The sequence below is a fragment of the Streptomyces sp. NPDC104761 genome (assembly GCF_055583445.1).
The window spans coordinates 120,505-126,010 of the sequence record NZ_JBVJNZ010000021.1 but is presented as its reverse complement, the minus strand read 5'-3'; the positions used below and the strand labels follow the sequence as shown (position 1 = coordinate 126,010).

Below are 5,506 nucleotides of genomic sequence, written 5' to 3'. Positions count from 1 at the left end.
CCTCGGCGGGAGCGAGGTCGAAGAGGTAGGGCGGGTTGGCGGTGGCCTCGACGAAGGCCTGGGCGGCGGGTTCGAGAACCGGAGTGACGGGCGTGAAGGCTTCGGACATGCGAGTCTCCTGGGATTGCATGAGGCACACCGGACGTTCCGGCGCCGCCGCGGTTCACCGTAGGAGCGGAGTCCGCCGGGCAGTTGCCCCCGAGCGCACGCCCATCCACCCCGCAGCGCACGCGCCGACGCCCCGCGGCGCACGCGCGGACCGGTGCGCTGCGGGGCGGGTGCGAGTGCGCGCACGGGACACACCACGGCCGGGAGCGGACCTAGCGTGACGGCTCGGTGGTCGTGGCTCACCTCTGATTCGACGGCGAACACGGACCCCGGCACCGCGATTCCCATCCCGGAAGGGGCCCCGCAACCGTGTCCTCCATGCCGGTCGGCGGTCTGGTTCCCCAGGCCGCCGACGATCCCGCAGAGCTCGTCGTCCGTAACGCGAAAATCCACACCGGTGACCCGGGCCGCCCGCACGCGGGCGCGCTCGCCGTCCGGGACGGCGTGGTCACGGTCGTCGGCGACGACAGGGACGTGGCCCCGCACGTCGGCCCGGCCACCAAGGTCGTGGACGCGCTCGGGCGCCGGGTGATCCCGGGCCTCAACGACGCTCATCTGCACGTGGTCCGCGGCGGCCTCAACTACGTGCTTGAGCTGCGCTGGGACGGGGTGCCCACGCTGCGCCAGGGCCTGGCGATGCTCCGCGAGCAGGCCGCCAGGACCCCGAAGGGCCAGTGGGTGCGGGTGGTGGGCGGCTGGTCGGCGGAGCAGTTCGCCGAACGGCGGCTGCCGACCGTCGCCGAACTGAACGCGGCCGCCCCGGACACCCCGGTGTTCGTCCTGCACCTGTACCAGTCGGCCGTCCTCAACCGGGCGGCGCTGAAGGCCGCCGGATTCGGCAAGGACACCCCCCACCCGCGGGGCGGCCAGATCGTCCGCGGCCGGGACGGGGAGCCGACGGGCATGCTGCTGGCCGCTCCCAGCGCCCTCATCCTCTACTCGACGCTGGCCAGGCGGGACGGTCAAGTGGCCCAAGGGCCTGTGGGTGCAGAACGACGGTTACGAGTATCCGCTGGTCCTCGTCGTCATCTCGGTGGCCCTGTCCCTCACCGGGCCCGGCCGGTGGTCGGTCGACCACGCGCTGCGCCTCACCCCGTGGCCGCTGTGGCTCGTCCTCGCGGCGATCGTGACCGGCCCCACGAGCGGCCTGCTCACCCGCGCGGTGCTGCACCGCACCCCCACCGTCGCAGTGGAAGGAGCATCCCGTGCGCAGACTGCTGACTGACGCGCTCCACACCCTGGTACCGCCCCGGGACGACCGGCACGGCCCGCTGCCGCCCCTGCTGCTGACGCTGACGGTGGTCACCGGGCTGGTGGACGCGGTGAGTTACCTGTCCCTCGGGCATGTCTTCGTCGCCAACATGACCGGCAACGTGGTGTTCCTGGGCTTCGCGCTGGCGGGCGCCCCGAACCTGTCCGCGCTCGCCTCCGTCGTCGCCCTGGCCGCGTTCCTCGCCGGGGCGCTGGCCGGGGGGCGGCTGGGCACCCGGTTCGCCGCCCACCGCGGGAGTCTGCTGAAGACGGCGACGGCCGTGCAGACGGTGCTGGTCGCCGTCACCGTGGTCGCCGCGGTCACCGACGGCCGGGTCGGCACCGGGGTCCAGTACACGCTGATCGTGTTCCTCGGGCTCGCCATGGGCCTGCAGAACGCGGTCGCCCGGCGCCTCGGCGTCCCCGACATGACCACGACCGTGCTGACGCTGACCCTGACGGGCCTGGCCGCGGACTCCGGTCCGGCGGGCGGTGCCGCGCCCCGGCCCGGCCGCCGGATCCTGTCCGTCCTGGCCATGCTGCTCGGCGCGCTCGTGGGGACCGCGCTGCTGCTCCACGGCCATCTGGTGCTCACCCTGGGCCTCGCCCTGCTGCTCCTGGCCGTCACCTCCCTGGCCACGCACCGCCTGGCAGGCGGCGACCCCGCCTGGACCCGGCCTGGAGCGGCATGAGCAGCGCCGCCGCCGACTCCCCGTGGGCGCCCCTCGCGACCCGCGTGTTCCGGGCGCTGTGGATCGCGCAGCTGGTCTCCAACATCGGCAGCTGGATGCAGACGGTCGGCGCCCAGTGGCTGCTGGTCGGGGACAGCGCGGCGCTGGTGACCCTCGTACAGACCGCGTCCAGCCTGCCCGTCGTCCTGCTCGCGCTGCCCTCCGGGGTGGTCGCCGACCGGTTCGACCGGCGGGCGGTGCTGGTGACCGCGCAGTTCGCGATGCTCGCGGTGTCCGGGGCGCTGGCGGTGCTCGCGTTCCTGGACGCGCTGTCGCCGACTGCCCTGCTGCTCCTGACCTTCCTGCTGGGCTGCGGCACCGCGCTGATGGGCCCGGCCTGGCAGGCGATCCAGCCGGAGCTGGTGGAGCGGGAGCGGCTCGGCCAGGCGGCGGCGCTGGGCGCGGTGAACATGAACCTGGCCCGTGCCGTCGGACCGGCGCTGGGCGGCGCGGTGGTCGCGGCCGCGGGCGCGGGCTGGGTCTTCGCCTTCAACGCGGCGTCCTACCTGGGCATCGCGGCCGTCCTGCTGCTGTGGCGGCGCCCCGCCGCGGCCGCCGTCCCGCCCGCCGGGAACGAGGGGCTGCTGGCCGCCCTGTACGCCGGCCGCCGCTACGTCTGGAACGCGCCCGGTATCCGCCGGATCCTGTTGCGCACGCTCCTGTTCATACCCGGCGGTGCCGCCCTGTGGGCCCTGCTGCCGCTGACCGCGAGCCGCTCCCTGGGCCTCGGTTCGGGCGGCTACGGTCTGCTCCTCGGGGCCGTGGGCATCGGCGCGGTCGGCGGCGCCTTCCTGCTCCCCCGGGCCCGTCGCCTGCTCGGCGCCAACGGCACCCTCTCGGTCGGCGCCCTGGTGTTCGCAGCGGTACTCGCGGTGCTGGCCACGGTCCATGTGCCGTGGCTGGTCGCGCTCGCCCTGCTGCCCGCGGGCCTCGCCTGGATCGCCGTGCTCTCCACGCTCAACGCGGCCGTGCAGACCCGGCTCCCCGGCTGGGTCAGGGCCCGCGGACTCGCCGTCTACCTCCTGGTCTTCCAGGGCGGCCAGGCACTGGCGGCGCCCTTGTGGGGCGCGGTGGCCGACCGGCTCGGGCTGAGCGCCTGCCTGCTGCTCGCCGGCGGCGCGATGTTGCTGAGCGCGGCCAGCGTCCGGCGCTGGCCGCTGCGGGACGCCGAGGGCATCGACCCCGCGCCCTCCGACCACTGGCCGACGCCTCCCCTGGTGTTCGAACCCGGGGAGGCCGACGGCCCGGTCCTGGTCTCCGTCGTCTACCGCGTCCCGGCGGACCGGCAGACCGAGTTCACGGACCGCATGCACCGGGTGGCGCGCTCCCGGCGCCGTACCGGGGCCCTGTCCTGGGGCCTCTACCAGGACGGCCACGACCCGGAGCGCTTCGTCGAGAACTACCTGGTCTCCTCCTGGGCGGAGCACCAGGCCCAGCACCACGTGCGGCTGACGGCCACCGACCGCCGGTTCGAGGAGGAGGCCCGCGCGCTGCTCACCCCGGGCACCGCGCCCGAGGTGACCCATGCGTTCGACACCTCGGGCGGACCGGCGGTGCTGCCGGGCTGATCCCTCAGGGGCGGGGAATGTTGCGGAGGTTGGCCCGCGCGAGGTGGATCATGCGGCCGACTCCGCCGCTCAGCACCGTCCGGCTCGCGGAGAGAGCGAAGCCGCTGATCTGCTCAGCGGTGATCTTCGGCGGGACGGCCAGGGCGGCGGGGTCGGTGACGACGTCGACCAGCGCGGGTCCGTCATGGGCGAAGGCCTCGCGGAGCGCGCCGCGAACGTCGGCGGGCTTCTCGACCCGGATGCCCCGTGCTCCGGCGGCGGTGGCGATGGCCGCGTAGTCGGTGTGCGGGTAGCTCGTGGCGTGCGGGGGCAGGCCGTCGACCATCATCTCCAGGTCGACCATGCCGAGGGAGGAGTTGTTGAAGACGACGACCTTCACCGGCAGTCCGTACTGCACGAGGGTGAGGAAGTCGCCCATCAGCATGGAGAATCCGCCGTCGCCGGAGAGCGAGACGACCTGCCGGCCGCGGTCCAGGAACTGCGCGCCGATCGCCTGCGGCAGCGCGTTGGCCATCGAGCCGTGCACGAACGAGCCGAGGATGCGGCGGCGCCCGTTCGGCGTCAGGTAACGCGCCGCCCACACGCAGCACATGCCGGTGTCCACGGTGAACACGGCGTCGTCGGCGGCCTCTTCGTCGAGGACCGCGGCGACGTACTCGGGGTGGATCGGGGTATGCTTCCCGACGTCGCGGGTGTAGGCGTTCACGGCGCCTTCGAGGGCGTGCGCGTGCCGCTCCAGCATGTGGTCGAGGAAGCGGCGCGAGGTCTTCTCCCGCACCGCGGGCGTCAGGCACCGCAGGGTCTCGCCCACGTCGCCCCAGACGGCGAGGTCGAGCTGGGTGCGGCGGCCGAGCCGCTCGGGCTGGACGTCGACCTGGACCGTACGGACGTGGCGGGGCAGGAACTCGGTGTACGGGAAGTCCGTGCCGAGGAGGATCAGCAGGTCGGCCTCGTGCATGGCCTCGTAGGCGGCGCCGTAGCCGAGCAGTCCGCTCATGCCGACGTCGTAGGGGTTGTCGTACTGGATGTGCTCCTTGCCGCGCAGCGCGTGCCCGACCGGGGCCTTGACCTTCTCGGCGAAGGCCATCACCTCGGCGTGGGAGCCGGCGACGCCCCGTCCGCAGAAGACCGTCACGCGTTCCGCGGCGTCCACCAGCTCGGTGAGGCGGGCCAGCTCCCGGTCACCCGGGCGGATGGCGGGCAGGTCCAGGGGCAGGGTGAGGTCGGGGGCCGCGTCCGGGGTGGCCTCGGCGGCGGTGTCACCGGAGAGGGCCACGACCGAGACGCCGCGGCGGCCGACGGCGTGCTGGATCGCCGTCTGCACGACACGGGGCATCTGGTGCGGCGAGGAGATCAGCTCGGAGTAGTGGCTGCACTCGGCGAACAGCCGGTCGGGGTGGGTCTCCTGGAAGTAGCCGGTTCCGATCTGCCCGCTGGGTATCTGCGCGGCCAGCGCGAGCACCGGCGCCATCGAGCGGTGGGCGTCGTACAGGCCGTTGATCAGGTGCAGGTTGCCGGGGCCGCAGGAGCCGGCGCAGGCGGCGAGGCGCCCGGTGAGCTGGGCCTCGGCACCGGCCGCGAACGCCGCGACCTCCTCGTGGCGGACCTGGACCCACTCCACCGCGTCATGCCGTCTGACCGCGTCGACGACCGGGTTCAGGCTGTCCCCGACCACCCCGTAGATACGGCGCACGCCCGCGCGCGCCATGAGGTCGACGTACTGTTCCGCGATGGTCTGCCTGGCCATGCCACTCCTTCGCCGCCGGGGGGGGGGGGGGGGGGGGGGGGGGGGCGGGGGGGGGGGGGGGGGGGGGGGGGAGGGGGGGGGGGGGGGGGGGGGGGGGGGGG

At 74.4% G+C, this 5,506-nt stretch carries 3 protein-coding genes and 2 pseudogenes; 3 read left to right on the top strand and 2 right to left on the bottom strand.

Annotated features, from left to right (window positions below):
* Nucleotides 1–109 (bottom strand): annotated as a pseudogene (locus ACZ63F_RS38795) (esterase); the annotation flags it as partial.
* 308 nt (nt 110–417) lie between these two features.
* Here ACZ63F_RS38795 and ACZ63F_RS38790 point away from each other — a divergent pair.
* The 3 genes and pseudogenes from ACZ63F_RS38790 to ACZ63F_RS38780 form a co-directional block, all read left to right on the top strand.
* Nucleotides 418–1,062, top strand: a pseudogene (locus ACZ63F_RS38790) (amidohydrolase family protein); the annotation flags it as partial.
* 251 nt (nt 1,063–1,313) lie between these two features.
* Nucleotides 1,314–2,051 (top strand): YoaK family protein, encoded by a 738-nt coding sequence (locus tag ACZ63F_RS38785; RefSeq protein ID WP_469718388.1) that lies wholly within the window; start codon nt 1,314–1,316, stop codon nt 2,049–2,051.
* Complete coding sequence (locus ACZ63F_RS38780) at nt 2,048–3,658, top strand: MFS transporter (protein ID WP_469718387.1); 1,611 nt, start codon at nt 2,048–2,050, stop codon at nt 3,656–3,658. Before ACZ63F_RS38785 ends, ACZ63F_RS38780 begins: the two co-directional genes overlap by 4 nt.
* Before the next feature lie 4 nt (nt 3,659–3,662).
* On the opposite strand, the gene ACZ63F_RS38775 is transcribed toward ACZ63F_RS38780, so the two are convergent.
* Complete coding sequence (locus ACZ63F_RS38775; protein ID WP_469718385.1) at nt 3,663–5,405, bottom strand: pyruvate dehydrogenase; 1,743 nt, start codon at nt 5,403–5,405, stop codon at nt 3,663–3,665.
* Nucleotides 5,406–5,506 lie beyond the last annotated feature (101 nt).

Excerpts from the sequence above, each read along its gene's own strand:
- ACZ63F_RS38780 (WP_469718387.1), top strand. The coding sequence starts at position 2,048 with ATGAGCAGCGCCGCCGCCGACTCCCCGTGGGCGCCCCTCGCGACCCGC.
- ACZ63F_RS38775 (WP_469718385.1), bottom strand. The coding sequence starts at position 5,405 with ATGGCCAGGCAGACCATCGCGGAACAGTACGTCGACCTCATGGCGCGC.